General features: G+C 71.6%; 11 protein-coding genes and 1 pseudogene. 7 read left to right on the top strand and 5 right to left on the bottom strand.

Annotated elements, in window-relative coordinates; translation table 11 throughout:
• The first annotated feature begins 61 nt into the window (after nt 1–61).
• Both AMO33_RS18975 and AMO33_RS18970 read left to right on the top strand, forming a co-directional pair.
• A complete protein-coding gene (locus tag AMO33_RS18975; protein WP_011206879.1) occupies nt 62–781 on the top strand; it encodes an NUDIX hydrolase in 720 nt (239 codons plus the stop codon).
• Nucleotides 778–1,971 carry a MarP family serine protease gene (locus AMO33_RS18970; RefSeq protein WP_011206880.1) on the top strand — a complete coding sequence of 398 codons (1,194 nt, stop codon included), beginning with the start codon at nt 778–780 and terminating at the stop codon, nt 1,969–1,971. The genes AMO33_RS18975 and AMO33_RS18970 overlap by 4 nt, the downstream gene beginning before the upstream one ends.
• A 3-nt stretch (nt 1,972–1,974) precedes the next feature.
• Here AMO33_RS18970 and AMO33_RS18965 read toward each other — a convergent pair whose 3' ends face one another.
• The 4 genes and pseudogenes from AMO33_RS18965 to acs all read right to left on the bottom strand — a co-directional run bounded on the left by AMO33_RS18965 (nt 1,975) and on the right by acs (nt 6,819).
• Nucleotides 1,975–2,907, bottom strand: coding sequence for an alpha/beta fold hydrolase (locus AMO33_RS18965; protein WP_011206881.1), 933 nt, complete (start codon nt 2,905–2,907; stop codon nt 1,975–1,977).
• A gap of 4 nt (nt 2,908–2,911) precedes the next feature.
• Nucleotides 2,912–3,418: a phage holin family protein gene (locus AMO33_RS18960; RefSeq protein ID WP_011206882.1), complete on the bottom strand. Its 507-nt coding sequence runs from the start codon at nt 3,416–3,418 to the stop codon at nt 2,912–2,914.
• A 33-nt stretch (nt 3,419–3,451) separates the two neighbouring features.
• Nucleotides 3,452–4,702 (bottom strand): Na+/H+ antiporter NhaA, encoded by a 1,251-nt coding sequence (nhaA, locus tag AMO33_RS18955; RefSeq protein WP_060593772.1) that lies wholly within the window; start codon nt 4,700–4,702, stop codon nt 3,452–3,454.
• 165 nt (nt 4,703–4,867) lie between these two features.
• Nucleotides 4,868–6,819: pseudogene (gene acs / locus AMO33_RS18950) on the bottom strand (acetate--CoA ligase).
• Between the two features lie 136 nt (nt 6,820–6,955).
• On the opposite strand from acs, the gene AMO33_RS18945 reads away from it, so the two are divergent.
• Nucleotides 6,956–7,702: a Fic family protein gene (locus AMO33_RS18945; RefSeq protein WP_060593771.1), complete on the top strand. Its 747-nt coding sequence runs from the start codon at nt 6,956–6,958 to the stop codon at nt 7,700–7,702.
• Between the two features lie 423 nt (nt 7,703–8,125).
• Here the strand turns inward: AMO33_RS18945 and AMO33_RS18940 are convergent, their stop codons facing one another.
• Entirely contained in the window at nt 8,126–8,875 is a 750-nt protein-coding gene (locus AMO33_RS18940; protein WP_229435036.1) for an HAD family hydrolase, read from the bottom strand.
• Nucleotides 8,876–9,351: 476 nt separating this feature from the next.
• Here AMO33_RS18940 and ssd point away from each other — a divergent pair, with 476 nt between their 5' ends.
• The 4 genes from ssd to AMO33_RS18920 are packed head-to-tail and all read left to right on the top strand — an operon-like array spanning nt 9,352 to nt 13,039.
• Nucleotides 9,352–10,461, top strand: coding sequence for a septum site-determining protein Ssd (gene ssd, locus AMO33_RS18935; protein WP_060593770.1), 1,110 nt, complete (start codon nt 9,352–9,354; stop codon nt 10,459–10,461).
• Complete coding sequence (locus tag AMO33_RS18930; RefSeq protein ID WP_060593769.1) at nt 10,458–11,645, top strand: TadA family conjugal transfer-associated ATPase; 1,188 nt, start codon at nt 10,458–10,460, stop codon at nt 11,643–11,645. Before ssd ends, AMO33_RS18930 begins: the two co-directional genes overlap by 4 nt.
• Nucleotides 11,642–12,427: a hypothetical protein gene (locus tag AMO33_RS18925; protein ID WP_060593768.1), complete on the top strand. Its 786-nt coding sequence runs from the start codon at nt 11,642–11,644 to the stop codon at nt 12,425–12,427. Before AMO33_RS18930 ends, AMO33_RS18925 begins: the two co-directional genes overlap by 4 nt.
• Nucleotides 12,428–12,430: 3 nt before the next feature.
• Nucleotides 12,431–13,039, top strand: coding sequence for a type II secretion system F family protein (locus AMO33_RS18920; RefSeq protein WP_060593767.1), 609 nt, complete (start codon nt 12,431–12,433; stop codon nt 13,037–13,039).
• Nucleotides 13,040–13,098 lie beyond the last annotated feature (59 nt).

Here is a 13,098-nt window from a genome sequence, read left to right as displayed (position 1 = left end):
CGAGACGACACCGCGGCGGTGGCGTCGCACCCGTGCGTTTGCGCAGGCCGGGAGCGGTGACATGACCCTGGAGATCCCGGCCGACACGCCCGCGTGGCTGCGCCGTGCCGTCGAGCCCGGTGCCCTCGACCCCGTCGACTCGCTGTCCAAGGCCCGTGCGGTACGCAGGCTGATGACGCTCACCGCCGAACCGCGCCAGGCCGCCGTGCTCGTGCTGTTCGGCGGCTCACCTGAGCCCGACCCGGGCGCGCCGGGCGGTTTGCCCGCCGACGCCGACGTGCTGCTCACCCAGCGCGCGGCCACCATGCGCCAGCACCGCGGGCAGGTCGCCTTCCCCGGTGGCGCGACCGATCCCGGGGACCGCGATCCCGTCGACACGGCGCTGCGGGAGGCGACCGAGGAAACCGGCCTGCTGCGCGCCGGTGTGCAGCCGGTGGCCACGCTTCCGAAGCTGTTCGTGCCGCCGTCGCGCTTCGACGTCACGCCGGTCGTGGCGTACTGGCGCGAGCCCAGCGAGGTGCGGGTGGTCGACCCGGCCGAGACCGAGCGCGTGGTGCGGGTGCCGATGGCCGAACTGCTCGACCCCGCCAACCGGTTCCTGGTCCGCAGCTCCTTCGGCTACCAGAGCCCGGCCTTCCAGGTCGACGGCATGCTCGTCTGGGGCCTGACCGGCGGCATTCTCGCCGGGCTGATCAGCGGCGCGGGCTGGGAGATCGAGTGGGATCGCACCGACGTGCGTGACCTGGAGGAAGCACTGGCTGCGGTGGGGATGTCACTATGAGTTCGTCGGTTTGGCTCGACGTCGTCGTGGTGGTGCTGGCGCTGGCCGCCGCCGCCTCCGGCTGGCGGCAGGGCGCGGTCGCCTCGGCGCTGGCCTTCCTCGGCGTGGTGCTCGGCGCCGTCGCGGGCATCCTCATCGCGCCGCACATCCTCGTCCACGTCGACGAGGGACGTACCCGGGTGCTCACCGGGGTGTTGCTGATCGTGGTGCTGGTGATCGTCGGTGAGGTCGCGGGCATGGTGCTGGGGCGCGCGGCCCGCAGCGGCATGCGGCATCCGTTCACCCGCAGCGTCGACAGCATCGTGGGCGCGGCGCTGCAAGCGGTGGCGGTGCTGGTCATCGCCTGGCTGCTGGCGCTGCCGTTGGCCACCTCCTCACAGCCGGCCATCGCCTCGGCGATCAACGGCTCCCGCGTGCTGGCCGATGTCAACGAGGTCGCCCCGAACTGGCTGCGCAAGGTACCCAACGAGTTCTCCCGGCTGCTGAACACCTCCGGGCTGCCGGATGTGATCGGGCCGTTCGGCCGGGCGCCGATCGCGGCCGTCGAGCCGCCGGACCCGAGCGTGCTGGCCAGTCCCGTCGCCGCCTCGTTGCAGCAGAGCGTGCTGCGCATCCGCGGTGTGGCGCCCAGCTGCCAGCGCGCGCTGGAGGGCTCCGGCTTCGTCATCGCGCCGGAACGGGTGATGACCAACGCGCACGTGGTGGCGGGCACGACCAGCGTCTCGGTGGACACCGCGCGCGGCCCGCTGGAGGCGAGCGTGGTGCTGTTCGATCCGTCCAAGGACATCGCGGTCCTCGCGGTGCCCGGCCTCACCGCACCGGTGATCCCACAGGCATCCGCGGCGGCGCGCTCGGGCGACAGCGCGATCGTGCTCGGCTACCCCGGCGGCGGCCCGTACACCGCCAGCGCGGCGCGCGTGCGCGAGACGCTGGATCTGACCGGTCCGACGATCTACCGCAACGGCACCGTCGAACGCGAGGTGTACACGGTGCGCGGCCTGGTGCGCGCGGGTAACTCGGGCGGTCCGCTGGTCGACACCCAGGGCCAGGTGCTCGGCGTGGTGTTCGGCGCGGCCGTCACCGACGACGACACCGGCTACGTGCTGACACTGTCGGAGGTGCGCACCGAGCTGGAGGCCGCGCCCGGGGCGACGCTGCCGGTCGACACCGGGGGCTGCGTGCTGAGCTGAGGCTCAGGCCAGGAACTTGGCAAGTTCGGTGGTCACCACGTCCGGGTTCTCCTGGTGGGCGAAATGTCCCGCCTCGGGCACGGTGACCAGCCGCCGGTGTGGCGCCCACCGATGGCCGCGATGGAAGGTGGGCCGCAGCAGGTAGTTGTCGTGTTCGCCGCGCAGCGACAGCACCGGGATGTCGATCGGATCCCGCATCGTCGCCATGAAACGGCGACCGTCGGGCCGCCACTGGCTGCGGAAGGCCCAGCGCTGGTACTCCAGCGCGCAGTGTGCCGCGCCGGGGATGCGGATCGCGGTGCGCATGCGGCGGGCGGTGTCGACGAACTCGCTCGTCCCCGCCCACTGCGCGCCGACCCGTCGGCGCAGCATCCGTTCCACCTCGAAGCCGTCGGCGGTGGTGAGCCGGTGCTCGGGTAGCCGCGGCAGCTGGCAGCGCAGGAACGCGGGCAGCCAGGCCCGCCGCTGCCGGGCGTCGGTCAGCACCGCGGCCTTGAGCGCGGCCGGGTGCGGTGAACTCACCAGCGCGATCGCCCGGACCAGCCGGGGATGCAGCACGGCCGTCGCCCAGCACACCAGCCCGCCCTCGGCGTGCCCGACCAGCACCGCCTCGGTGTGGCCGAGCGCCCGGATCAACCCGGCGACGTCCCCGGCCAGCGTCCAGCCGTCGTAGCCGCGTGGCGGCTTGTCGGAATCGCCGTAGCCGCGCAGATCCACCGCGACGGCGCGATAGCCGAGGTCGGCCAGGCCGGTCAGCTGGTGCCGCCAGGACCACCAGAAGTCGGCGAACCCGTGCAACAGCACCACCAGCGGCGCGTCCGTGCGCTCCGGCGCCGCTTCGACCACATGGAAGCGGATGCCGTTGGCGTGAACGTCCCGATGCGTCCACGGACCGTCGTAGCGGACGGTGGACGGATCGGGCGGGGTCGGCGACACGCTGCTAGTTCGTGCGCTTTTCCAGCACGAGGTGATCCTCGTGCGCCGCCTGGCCGAAACCGCTCGGCAGCACCGTGCGGGCCTGCTTGAGCGAATCGATGGTCTTCTCCGGGGCGCGCAGCTTCTTCACCCGGCGATAACCGAGGAAGCCGAGCACCGCCGTCGCCGCGATCATGAGCAGGAAGACGATGAGGAAGGCCGCCCAGCGCGCCAGCCACACGTCCAGCAGCTCACCGAGGAAGAAGAAAAAGAAGAACGTGCTGAACAGCAGCACGGTCAACGCGAGGATGAAGAAGACGCTGCCCTGCAGGCCCTTCTTGATCTCACCGGTGACCTCGGCCTTGGCGAGCTCGACTTCGGCGCGCACCAGGGTCGACATCTGTTCGGCGGCGTCGCGCACCAGCGCGCCGAAGCTGGCGGAGCCGGGCGGATTGGCATCCGTCAACGGAATCGAGCTCACCGTGCTCCCGCTGCGCGCGTCGTTCCCGTTACCGCCCTGGGTGAAACTCACTTGGTCGACCCTTCTCCCTGTCCCGGCACTTTGCTAACGGAGGCTACCGCCTTCCGACGGGTCGCTCGCGTCGCCCTCGTCCGGTTGTAGCTCGAGGGCGTCTTGTCTGGCCTGATGGACACGCCCACGCCGCAACAGTAGCGCCGAACCGGCCAGCGAGGCCGCCAAGGAGGTGATCAGGACTGCGGCCTTGGCCAATTCGACGGTGTCGCCGTCGGGCAAGGCCAGCTCCGCGACGAGCAGGCTGACGGTGAAACCGATGGCGCCGAGCACCGAGAGGGCGAACATGTCACGGTAGCCGAGCCCGGACGGACGCGTGGCGAGCCCGAATCGGATTGCCACCCAGCTGATCCCGAAGATGCCGATGGTCTTGCCGAGCAGCAGGCCGAGTATCACGGCCAGGGCGAGCCGATCGGTGAACAGTTCTCCGAACACCGTCGCGTTCAGCGGAACACCCGCGGCGAACAGCGCGAACAGCGGCACGCAGATGCCTGCCGACACCGGCTGGATCAGGTGCTCGAGCCGGGCCGCGGGCGCCCATTCCTCGTCCGGGTCGGGGCGTACCCGGGTGAGCAGGCCGAGCGCGACACCCGCCAGGGTCGGATGCACGCCTGCCTCGTGCAGCGCGTACCAGGTCACCAGGGCCAGCGGCACGTACACCAGCGGGGTGCGCAGGCGGCGGCGCTGGGCCACCCACCAGCCGGCCATGCAGGCCGCGGCCGCGAGCAACCACAGCAGCGAGACCCCCACGGTGAACAGCACGGCGATGAGGATGATCGCGAGCAGATCGTCCACCACGGCCAGGCTCAGCAGGAACACCCGGGCGGTGGCGGGTATGCGGGAGCCGGTCAGCGCCAGCACACCGAGTGCGAAGGCGATGTCGGTGGCCACCGGGATCGCCCAGCCCTTGTCCATACCGGGTGCGCCGTGGCCGATCACCGCGGCGATCAGCGCGGGGGTCACGACACCGCCGACGGCGGCGATGATGGGCAACGCGGCCCGCTTGGGATCGGCCAGCTCACCGACGACGAGTTCGCGTTTGAGCTCCAGCCCGGCGACGAAGAAGAAGACCGCGAGCAGGCCGTCCTTGGTCCAGTCCGCCAGCGTCAGCTCCAGGTGCAACGGCTCGATCGCCAGCACGGTCTCGGTCATCCGCAGATAGCTGTCGCCCCACGGCGAGTTCACCCACAGCAACGCGATGGCGGCCGCCACCAGGAGGATGGCGCCACCGACGGTCTCGGTGCGCAGGTAGCGGGTGAGTTCGGAGCGAACGCGGGTGATCACGGGTACCTCTCGGCCGGTCGGACAGGAATCCGCGGCCGCCGCCGCACCCCCTGCGGGGACGCAGCCGCCGACCACACGCCGACCAGGCTTCCCGGCACACCGGTAGCAAGTCTAACGAACACGGCCGGCGAACTCGTCGCCGGCCGTGGTTCCCCGAGGGTGCGGTTATGCCTTCTCGGCGCGGATGGCCTCGAAGACGGTGGGGTCGACGAGGGTGCTGGTGTCGCCGAGGGGGCGGCCTTCGGCGATGTCGCGGAGGAGTCGGCGCATGATTTTGCCGCTGCGGGTTTTGGGGAGTTCGGGGACGATGTGGATGTCGCGGGGGCGGGCGATGGGGCTGATTTCTTGGGCGACTTGGGTTTTGAGGTCGGTGATGAGTTGGTCGGGGGTGGTGTGGGGGTTGGTGGTGGTGTTGGTGATGACGAAGGCGACGATGCCTTGGCCGGTGGTGGGGTCGGTGGCGCCGACGACGGCGGCTTCGGCGACGGCGGGGTGGGCGACGAGGGCGGATTCGACTTCGGCGGTGGAGATGCGGTGGCCGGAGACGTTCATGACGTCGTCGACGCGGCCGAGGACCCAGAGGGCGCCGTCGGTGTCGATTTTGGCGCCGTCGCCGGCGAAGTACCAGCCGTGGGTGTGGTAGCGGTTCCAGTAGGTGTCGCGGTAGCGGTCGGGGTCGCCCCAGATGCCGCGGAGCATGGCGGGCCAGGGTTGGTCGAGGACGAGGTAGCCGTTGGCTTCGGTTTCGCCTGGGGTGACGGGGTTGGCGTCGTCGTCGACGACTTGGGCGCTGATGCCGGGTAGGGGGGTCATGGCGGCGCCGGGTTTGGTGTGGGTGATGCCGGGGAGGGGGGAGATCATGATGGCGCCGGTTTCGGTTTGCCACCAGGTGTCGACGATGGGGGTGGTGTCGCGGCCGATGACGTGGCGGTACCAGCGCCAGGCTTCGGGGTTGATGGGTTCGCCGACCGAGCCGAGTAGGCGCAGGCTGGTCAGGTTGTGGGCGTCGGGGATGTGGCGGCCCCATTTCATGAAGGTGCGGATGAGGGTGGGGGCGGTGTAGTAGATGGTGACGCCGTATTTTTCGATGATGTGGAAGTGGCGGTGTTCGTCGGGGGTGTTGGGGGTGCCTTCGTAGAGGATTTGGGTGGCGCGGTTGGCCAGGGGGCCGTAGACGATGTAGGAGTGGCCGGTGACCCAGCCGATGTCGGCGGTGCACCAGTAGATGTCGTGGCCGGGTTTGTGGTCGAAGACGTAGTGGTGGGTGTAGGCGGCTTGGGTGAGGTAGCCGCCGCTGGTGTGCAGGATGCCTTTGGGTTTTCCGGTGGTGCCGGAGGTGTAGAGGATGAACAGGGGGTGTTCGGCGGGTAGGGGTTGGGCGGTGTGTTGGGTGGGGCGTGGGCGATGGTGTCGTGCCACCACAGGTCGCGGCCGGGGGTGAGGGGGATGTCGAGGTTGCAGCGGTTGACGATCAGGACGTGTTCGACGGTGTGGCCGGGTTCGGTGAGGGCTTCGTCGACGGCGGTTTTGAGGGGGGTGGGGGTGCCGCGGCGGTATTGGCCGTCGCTGGTGATGATCAGGCGGGCGGCGGCGTCGTCGACGCGTTGGCGCAGGGCGGCGGGGGAGAAGCCGGCGAAGACGACCGAGTGGGGCAGGCCCAGGCGGGCGCAGGCGAGCATGGCGATGATGGCTTCGGGGATCATCGGCAGGTAGATCGCGACGCGGTCGCCGGTGTTCAGGCCCAGTTGGGTGAGGTAGTTGGCGGTTTTGCAGACCTCGGTGAGCAGTTGGGCGTAGGTCAGGGTGCGGGTGTCGCCGGGTTCGCCTTCCCACAGGATGGCCGGTTGGTCGCCGTGGCCGTCGAGGACGTGGCGGTCCAGGCAGTTGTAGGCGACGTTGAGTCGGCCGTCGGCGAACCAGCGCGCCACCGGCGCCTGGGACCAGTCCAGCACCTCGGTGAAGGGGGTGTGCCAGTACAAGCGGCGGGCCTGCTCGGCCCAGAACCCCAACCGATCAGCCTGCGCCCGCTCATACAACGACCCATCAGCATTGGCCCCGGCAACAAACTCCGGCGACGGCGGGTACGACTCTCGGTGATCAGCGGTGGTTTCGGTCATCACTACTCTTTCCTCGCGGCAGCACGGGCTCATCCCGAGATTAATCAACTGTGATCCACGCCGCGCCCGTCTCCTCCCACTGATTCGGTCACCTGTCGGCACGTCGGAACGGGCCGCGCCAGTAGCCTCGTACCCCGTGAGCGATCCGTTGCAGCCCCTCGTCGACCTGCCCGGTGTGCGCGACGCCGCCGACCGTGCCCGCGATGCGCTGGCGGCTGTGCACCGGCACCGGGCGAATCTCCGCGGCTGGCCGACGACGGCCGCGGAGGCGGCGGTGCGCGCGGCGCGGTCCTCGGCGGCCATCGAGGGCGGCAGCACCGAGATCCCCGCCGACGGCCGTGTCGCCGACCCGATCCTGGCCGGGTCCCTGCGCGTCGGCCAGGCACTCGACGGCGACGCGCTCCGCAATTTGACCGCCGTGTGGCAGCGCGCGCCGCTGCAGGCGCTGGCCCGGCTGCACCTGCTCGCCGCCGCCGACCTGGTCGAGGACGAGCAGTCGCTGGGCCGTCCGCGCACCGATCCGGGCGTCGCGCAACGCCTCGATCTGCTCGTACAGACCCTGCAGGCCACCCACGCGCCCGCGCCGGTGATCGCCGCCGTGGTGCACGGCGAACTGCTCGCCCTGCGACCGTTCGGCAGCGGTGACGGCATCGTCGCGCGCGCCGCCTCGCGGCTGGCGACGGTGGCCAGCGGCCTGGACCCGCACAGCCTCGGTGTGCCGGAGGTCTTCTGGCTGCGCCGGCGACAGGCCTACCTGGACGCCGCGGCCGCGTTCGCCACGGGGGATCCGAGTGGGGTCGGCGGCTGGGTGATCCTGTGCTGCGGCGCTCTCGAGGACGGCGCGCGGGAGGCCACGTCCATCGCCGACGCCGCGGCGAGCTAGTGGACACATCGAAGCGGGCGGCGCTGCCGTCCTTCGACGACTTCACCGCCCGCTAGCACGGAGTACCCGGTTACCAAGCGTGCTGAGGTGGGTTGTGTTCCATGGCCTCGGCGATCATCCGAACTCCGCCGGTTCATCCCCGCAACCTGTGCGAGGCTCTCGCCGTCGGCAGCTCGAACTACGCAGGCCCACAACGCTTCTGCCATCCAAGCGGCGCGCTCCGCGTGGGTACCTGGCCTCCGTGCTGGGAAAGGTGGTCGGGAGACGTGACCTTCTCTTCCGGTTCCGCCTTGGCCTTCCGCCTTTCCGTAGCTACCTTTCTACCACTGTGAGGCAGCTCACTCAAGGGCTTGAAAAGTTCACCGGCGGGGTCTTGTCGCCCCGGCGCGAGCGCGGATTCCGCAGGTCAGAGCCCTGAAACGATCAGCGCCGTTTCCGCAGCAACCGATAGCTGATCGCGCCCGCCAGCACCGCGCTGAGACCGACCGCCGCGGTCGCCGCGACGGTGGTGGAGGAGGGGGACTGGAAGCGCGACCACAGTGAGACCGGGTTGGAGAACGCCAGCACCGGCCAGCCCCGCGCGAGCGCTTCCCGCCGCAGCGCGCGGTCCGGATTGACCGCGGTGGGGTGCCCGACCGCGCCGAGCATCGGCAGGTCGGTGATCGAATCGGAGTAGGCGTAGCACCGCGCGAGGTCGTAACCCTCGCTCGCGGCGAGCTTTTCGATCGCGGTGACCTTGCCCTCGCCGTAGCAGTAGAACTCCACCTCGCCGGTGTACTTGCCGTCCTCGACGACCAGGCGGGTCGCCGCGGTGTGCGCCACACCGAGTGCCGCGGCGATCGGCGCGACGATCTCCTCGCCCGAGGCGGACACGATCACCACGTCGTGGCCGCGGATCTTGTGATCGGCGATCAGATCGGCCGCCTCGGCGTAGATCAGCGGATCGACCAGCTCGTGAAGGGTCTCGGCGACAATCGATTTCACCTGTTCGACGTCCCACCCGGCGACCATCTTGGTCAGGTGTTCCCGCATCCGCTCCATCTGGTCGTGGTCGGCGCCGGAGAGCAGGTACAGGAAGTGCGCGTAGCTGCTTTCCAGGACGGTGCGGCGGTTGAGCAGCCCCTGCGCGTAGAACGGCTTGCTGAACACGTAGGTGCTCGATTTGGCGATCACCGTCTTGTCGAGATCGAAGAACGCGGCGACGCGCGCACCACCGGTCGTGCGATTCGCGGTGTGCGCGCCGGGTGCCCCTCGGCCGCTGTCCGCGGGCTGGTCGTCCTCGGTCGTCACCCGTTCAGGATAGGCACGCCGGGGTCGCGGCGGGCGCGCGGACGGGGGCCGCGCCGTGTTTGCTCGCAAGAAGCCGGAGGGGTCCGGGCGGGGCCGAAGTTCTTCGGCGTCGCACTTGCGTCGGCGGCGGGGAATGGGTGTAGTATTGCTGGCACCTGGACATGTTCCAGGCGTGTTCAGCCCGACCCCCCGGGGCTGAACCCCGACGGCCCCAGCCTCCTCCCCCCCCGGCTGGGGCCGTCCTCTATTTCCGGCCGGTGATATTTCCGGCTCCGCGAGGTTCTCCACAGGCCCTGGGTTATCCACATTCGGCATCTCGGTCCTGTCGGGGTCGCGCCGGTTCCACGACGCTGAGCGGCATGGACATCGACCTCGCCGACCTCCCGCCGGTGCGCCCCGCACTCGCGCTGATCCGTGACGTTCGGCTGCGCGAGGAGGTGCGTCGGGTCGCCGCCGCGGCCGAACGCGAGCTCGTCGAGGCCGAGCCGCCGGTCGGCAGGCACAGCTGGGCCGGCGCACCCCTGGTGATCCTCGACACAGCCAGTGCGCTGGAGTGCGCGGCGGCCGACCATCAGCGACGGATGGGCGTCGTCCTCGTCACCGAGGGCGAGCCGGGACTGTCCGCGTGGCAGGCCGCCGCGGCGGTCGGCGCCGAGCGGGTCATCGCCCTGCCGGGCGCGGCCGTCGGTCTTATCGAGAAGTTTGCTGAACACGGTGAACCACGCGCGGGCGGCGGTGTCGTCGTCGCGGTGGTCGGTGCGTGCGGTGGCGCGGGTGCGTCGGTGCTGGCCGGGGTCACGGCCTTGCGCGCGGCGGCCGTCGGCTTCCGCCGACACACGCTGCTGGTCGACGGCGCACCCCTCGGCGGTGGTCTGGACCTGCTGCTCGGCCTCGAGTCGGCGCCCGGCCTGCGCTGGTCCGATCTCGTCGTCGAAGACGGCAGGGTCGCCGCGGGCGCGCTGCACGAGGCACTGCCCACCGCGGGTTCGGGGCTGGTGGTGTTGTCCTGCGGGCGCGCAGGTGCCGGTCGATTGCCGGGGCGCATCGGTCCCGCCGCCGCGCACGCGGTCCTCGAAGCAGGCCGTGCCGCAGGCGATCTCGTCATCTGCGACGTCTCCGGTGAGCGCGGCCCCGCGGCCGAGCAGATGCTCGACTCTGCCGATCTGGTGGTGCTCGTCGTCCCGGCGCGACTGCGGGCCGCGGCGGCGGCCGAAGCCGTCAGCGCCTATGTCGGCACCCGTAATCCCAACCAAGGGTTGATCGTTCGCGGACCGGCGCCGGGCGGACTGCGCGGGCAGGAGATCGCCGAGATTCTCGATCTACCACTGCTGGCCGCCGTGCGCGCCCAACCCGACCTGCCCGGCCGCCTGGAACGCGGCGGTCTCCGCCTGCCGCGGCGCGGTCCCCTGGTCACGGCCGCCGATGCCGTGCTCGCCGTGCTCGACGCACCGGCGGGGACGGCGCGATGAGTGCGCTGGTCACCGCCGAGCTGCTCGAGCGGGTACGGCAACGGCTCGCCGGACAGTCCGGCGAGCCCGACCCGGCGCAGCTGGCCGCGGCGATCCGCGCCGAGGCGGGCGGCGTCCTCGGCGACACCGACCTGTTGCGGGCGCTGCGGCTGTTGCAGACCGAGCTGACCGGTGCCGGGCTGCTCGAACCGCTGCTGCACGACCCCCGCGTCGCCGACGTGCTGGTCACGGCACCGGATGCGGTGTGGGTCGACCGTGGCCGCGGGCTCGAGAAGACAACGATCACGTTTCCCGACGAAGCCGCCGTGCGCAGGCTCGCACAGCGGCTGGCGCTCTCGGCGGGCCGGCGGCTCGACGACGCGCAGCCGTGGGTGGACGGCAAGCTCGCCGGTCCCGGGTCGACCCTGGGCGAGTCGTTCGGCGTCCGCCTGCACGCGGTGCTCGCGCCGATCGCGCACGACGGCACCTGCCTGTCGCTGCGGGTACTGCGGCCCGCCACCCAGGGGCTGGACGCGCTGGCCGCCTCCGGCGCCGTTCCGGCATCCGCGAAAGCGCTGCTGGAAAAGATCGTTCGCGCCCGGCTCGCCTTCCTGGTGGTCGGTGGGACCGGGGCGGGCAAGACGACGCTGTTGTCCGGCCTGCTGGCCACCGTCGATCCTGCCGAGCGCATCGTCTGCGTGGAGGATGCGGCGGAGTTGGCCCCGCCGCATCCCCATGTCGTGCGGCTGGTCGCCCGCACCGCCAATGTCGAAGGCGTCGGCGAGGTGACGGTGCGCGACCTCGTGCGCCAGGCGCTGCGGATGCGCCCGGACCGCATCGTCGTCGGGGAGGTGCGCGGCGCCGAGGTCGTCGATCTACTGACCGCCCTGAACACCGGGCACGACGGGGGTGCGGGCACCGTCCACGCGAACTCGCCCCGTGAGGTGCCCGCACGGTTGGAAGCGTTGGCGGCACTGGGTGGCATGACACGGGCTGCCCTGCACAGTCAGCTCGCCGCGGCCGTGCAAGTGGTGCTGCACGTGCAGCGCGGTGCCGACGGCTCCCGCGGCTTGCGGGAGATCGGTCTGCTCGAGCCCGCGCACGACGGGCGTGTGCACATCGTCGCCGCGTGGCGGGCGGACGGCGGTCCCGCGCCCGCGGCGCCCCGGCTGGCCGAACTCTTCGCCGAACGGTCGATTCGATGAGCGGTGCCCTGGTGAGTCTCGCGGTGGCGCTGCTCGTGGCGCCCGGTCCGGCGGCAAGGCGCCGATTCGCCGGAATGTACGGGAGTCCCCGCCCCGTGCCGTGGCAACGGGCGGTCCGGCCGGTCGGTGTCGGTGCCGCAGCGGGCGCGGTGCTGTGGACCGGTGTCGGGCCGCTGATCGCCGCGGCCGTGCTGTTCGGCACGTTCACCGTGCGGCACCGGCGGTCGCGGCGCGACCGGGAGCAATCCGCCGAGTGCGGCAGGCTGCTGGACGCGTTGGAAGCCGTGATCGGCGAACTACGTGTCGGTGCCCATCCGAGCGCGGCCGCCGAGGTGGCGGCACGCGAATCCGCGGGCGCCGCCGCGCGGGCCTTCGCGGTGTCCGCGGCACGCGGCAGGCTCGGCGGATCCGGTGCCGACGGGCTGCGCGACGAGCAGTCGGTGATCGGCGCCGAACTCGCGCGCATCGCGGACGCCTGGCAGGTCGCCGAGCGGCACGGCCTCGCGTTGGCCGAATTGCTCACCGCCGCGCGGGTCGATCTCGCCGGGCGCATCCGGTTCCGCGCCCGCAGCGCCGCGGCGATGGCGGGGGCGCGGGCGACGGCGTCCGTGCTCTCCGGACTGCCGCTGCTCGGCTTGGGGCTCGGCCAACTCATGGGCGCCGACCCGCTCCGCATCCTGTTCACCACGTCGGCGGGCGACATTCTGCTGCCGTTGGGAACCGCGCTGGCCTGTGCCGGACTGCTGTGGACGGACGCGATCACCCGAAAGGCACTGGTCTGACCTATGTTCCAGACCTCAGCCTCCGTCTGGGTCCTCCTCGCCGGCGCGCTGCTCTGCTGGCCCGTCCGCGCCGGGTTGGACACGCGCCTGGCCGCCCTCTACGCACCGGCCCCGCCGCCACCCACCCGGACCGTCGGGCCCGCGGACCCGCTGGTCGTGGCCTCGGTGTTCGACCTGCTCGCCGCCTGCCTGCGCGCCGGTCTGCCGATGGCCTCGGCCGCCAGAGCCGCGGCACCGGGCTCGCCGGGCGAGCTGGGGGCCGCCCTCCTGCGCGCGGCCGATCTGTTGGCGCTCGGCGCCGACGCCACCGACGCCTGGGAACGTGCCGCCCGCGAGGCCGCGGGCAGACCGGGCGGCGCGGAGATCGAGTCGCTGGCGCGGATGGCGCGCCGGTCCGCTCGCTCGGGCTCGTCCCTCGCGGCGGCCGTCGCAGAACTCGCCGAACAGCATCGAGCCACCGTGGAGGACGCCGCCGCGGCACGCGCCGAACGGGCGGGCGTGCTCATCAGCGGTCCGCTGGGCTTGTGCTTCCTCCCCGCCTTCCTGTGTCTCGGCATCGTCCCGGTGGTCGTCGGACTGGCCGGGCGCGTACTGGACGGGGGCCTGCTGTGACGGGCGGACCATCCTCGGCCACCGGATGCGGTGGCCCATCGAACGTCCCCGCGCGGACC

The organism is Nocardia farcinica, assembly GCF_001182745.1.
In the GTDB taxonomy this organism is placed as follows: Bacteria; Actinomycetota; Actinomycetes; order Mycobacteriales; family Mycobacteriaceae; genus Nocardia; species Nocardia farcinica.
This window is presented reverse-complemented; position numbering and strand designations above follow the sequence as displayed.

Excerpts from the sequence above, each read along its gene's own strand:
- ssd (WP_060593770.1), top strand. The coding sequence starts at position 9,352 with ATGGACATCGACCTCGCCGACCTCCCGCCGGTGCGCCCCGCACTCGCG.
- AMO33_RS18970 (WP_011206880.1), top strand. The coding sequence starts at position 778 with ATGAGTTCGTCGGTTTGGCTCGACGTCGTCGTGGTGGTGCTGGCGCTG.
- AMO33_RS18930 (WP_060593769.1), top strand. The coding sequence starts at position 10,458 with ATGAGTGCGCTGGTCACCGCCGAGCTGCTCGAGCGGGTACGGCAACGG.
- AMO33_RS18975 (WP_011206879.1), top strand. The coding sequence starts at position 62 with ATGACCCTGGAGATCCCGGCCGACACGCCCGCGTGGCTGCGCCGTGCC.
- AMO33_RS18925 (WP_060593768.1), top strand. The coding sequence starts at position 11,642 with ATGAGCGGTGCCCTGGTGAGTCTCGCGGTGGCGCTGCTCGTGGCGCCC.
- AMO33_RS18920 (WP_060593767.1), top strand. The coding sequence starts at position 12,431 with ATGTTCCAGACCTCAGCCTCCGTCTGGGTCCTCCTCGCCGGCGCGCTG.